Origin of the sequence: Bradyrhizobium sp., from assembly GCF_035273305.1 — a bacterium.
Taxonomy (GTDB): domain Bacteria; phylum Pseudomonadota; class Alphaproteobacteria; order Rhizobiales; family Xanthobacteraceae; genus Bradyrhizobium.
On sequence record NZ_DATEPI010000139.1, the window covers coordinates 1 to 2,442 of the forward strand.

3 protein-coding genes are annotated in these 2,442 nt (G+C 61.2%); all 3 read right to left on the minus strand.

The window, feature by feature from the left end:
* Positions 1-845: ABC transporter permease (locus VJV58_RS09465; protein ID WP_324137080.1), on the minus strand; the 845-nt coding region annotated here is incomplete at its 3' end.
* Between the two features lie 4 nt (positions 846-849).
* Positions 850-1,791, minus strand: a complete 942-nt coding sequence (locus VJV58_RS09470; RefSeq protein WP_324137081.1) for an ABC transporter permease — start codon at positions 1,789-1,791, stop codon at positions 850-852.
* Between the two features lie 118 nt (positions 1,792-1,909).
* Positions 1,910-2,442, minus strand: a 533-nt coding sequence (locus VJV58_RS09475; protein WP_324137082.1) for an ABC transporter substrate-binding protein, incomplete at its 5' end; no start/stop codon positions are given.

Consider the following 2,442-nt stretch of genomic DNA (forward strand, 5'->3'; position numbering starts at 1 on the left):
AAGAGGTTGAAGGACAGGACGGCGAAGAAGATCGCGAAGCCGGGCCAGAAGGCCATCCACGGCGCCTGGGCGAGGAAGCGCTGGGCGGTGTTCAGCATGCTGCCCCACGATGGCGCGGGCGGCTGCTGGCCGAGCCCCAGGAACGACAACGCTGCCTCAGCGATGATTGCGGCCGCGATCGACAGCGTCGCCTGTACCAGCAGCGCGGGCATGATGTTAGGCAGGATATGAAACAGCGCGATCCGCCAGCGCGGATTGCCCATCGCCCGCGCAGCCTCGATGTAGTCCTCGACCTTGACGCTCATGACCTGGCCGCGGGTAAGCCGCACGAATCTTGGCGTCGTCGAGATACCGATGGCGATCATCGCATTGCCCAGGCTCGGGCCGAGAAACGCCGCCAGCGCAATAGCGAGGATCAGAAAGGGACACGCCAGCATGGCATCGGTGATCCGGCTGATCAGGGCGTCGATGAAGCCGCCGCGATAGCCCGACAGCAGCCCGAGCGGCACGCCGATCAGCAGCGCAATCCCGACCGAGATCACGCCCGCTGTCAGCGAAGCGCGGGCGCCATAGATCACCCGTCCGAAGATGTCGCGGCCGAGGTCGTCAGTACCGAACCAATGCTGCATCGAGGGCGGCTTGCGAACCAGCGTCCAACTCGTGGCGATGGGATCGTACGGCGAGAGCAGGGGCGCAAATACCGCCAGCACGATGAACATCGCGATTACCACCAATCCGACCACCGCGCCTTTACGCCGAAGCAATCGGCGTAGCGCCCGCCTTGCCGGGCTCTCCAACTTCTCGGAGGCGGTGATTGGGATGGCGCCGAGAACAGCGTCGCTCATGCGCTCAATCCCTCAGCCGTGGATTGACGAGAATATAGGCGATATCGGCAACCAAGTTCAGCGCAATGTAGATGGTCGCGGTTACCAATACGACGCCTTGCACCACGGCGTAGTCGCGATTGAAAACGGCATCGACGATCAATTTTCCGAACCCCGGAATCGAAAATATCTGCTCGGTCAGCACGGCGCCGGATAAAAGCGTGCCGAGTTCGAGCGCGCCAAGTGTAATCACCGGCGTTAGCGCATTCCGCATCGCATGCTTTAGGATGACGGCCCGCTCGGACAGGCCCTTCGCCCGAGCAGTCCGGACATAGTCGCTTTCGAGCACCTGCAGCATCGCGCTGCGCGTGTGCCGCATCAGGATTGCCGCGATCGCATTCCCCAGCACAAACGCGGGCATGATCGTAGAGGCGATGCTGGCGCGCCAGTTTTCGGAGAGAGGGACATAGCCTGAGGCGGGCAGCCAGCCGAGTTCGATCGAGAACAGAAAGATCAGCATGATGCCGAGCCAGAAATTCGGAGTCGAAATGCCCCAGAGCGCGAACAGGTTCGCGCCATAATCCCAGGCCGTGCCCTTCTTCACGGCCGAGACGATCCCAGCGGGAATTCCGATCAGGAAGGCAATGACGATCGCCATCGACCCGAGTTGAATGGTGACCGGCAGCTTTTGCTCGATCAGCTCGCGCACCGGCACCTTGATGCGCAGCGACTCGCCGAAATCGCCCTGCAGCACGCCTTTCACCCAATAGACGTATTGGACGGGAATCGGTTGATCGAGATGATATTGCGCGCGGATATGGGCGATGGCCTCGGGGTCGCGTTCCTCCCCGGCCATCACCAGCGCCGGATCGCCGGGCAGCAGGTGCTGTAACGAAAAAATCAGGATCGAGACAAAGAACAGCGTCGGAATCAGCTGAAGGACGCGCTTGGCGAGAAAGTTCAGCATCGGCTTGTTGTCACGCGCGCCACGAGCCGGGCCTGTCTCGTCGCAACCGGGCAAGCGCAAGGGAAGCGCGAAAATGCGCCGTACTGGCGACGTAATACCGAAGAGGCTCCGGACGTCCTCACTTTAGCTTGAGCCCGATCACACGCACTAGTCCATCCGGCATCTGCTTGTAACCCTCAAGCTTGGTCGTGTGCGCAATCAGAATTCGGCGATGGTAGATGTAGAGAATGGGATGTTCTTCGAGCGCGACTTTGGTGAGGTTTTCATAAATGGCCTTGCGTTTCGCCTGCTCGGTCACAAGGCGCGCGCCATCGAGCGCTTTATCGGCTTCGGCATTGGACCAGGCGCTGTAATTTTGCGGCGCTCCGGTCTTGAGGAAGACGTACGAATTGCCGTCCGGATCGATACGGCCACTCCATGCGAGCATGAACGCCTGGTACTCGCCGGCTTCGGCCTGCTTCAGCGAGGTCGCGAACTCGGTGACCCTGATCTTCATGTCGAAACCGGCCTCCGCCGCCATCGCCTGGATCACCTGTGCAACGGCCTCGGTTTCGGCGCCCTTTGGCACCATGAAATCGACATTCACCGGCGGAGTAACGCCGGCTTCCTTCAATAGCGCCTTGGCTTTGGCGACATCGCGGGGGCGAAGAG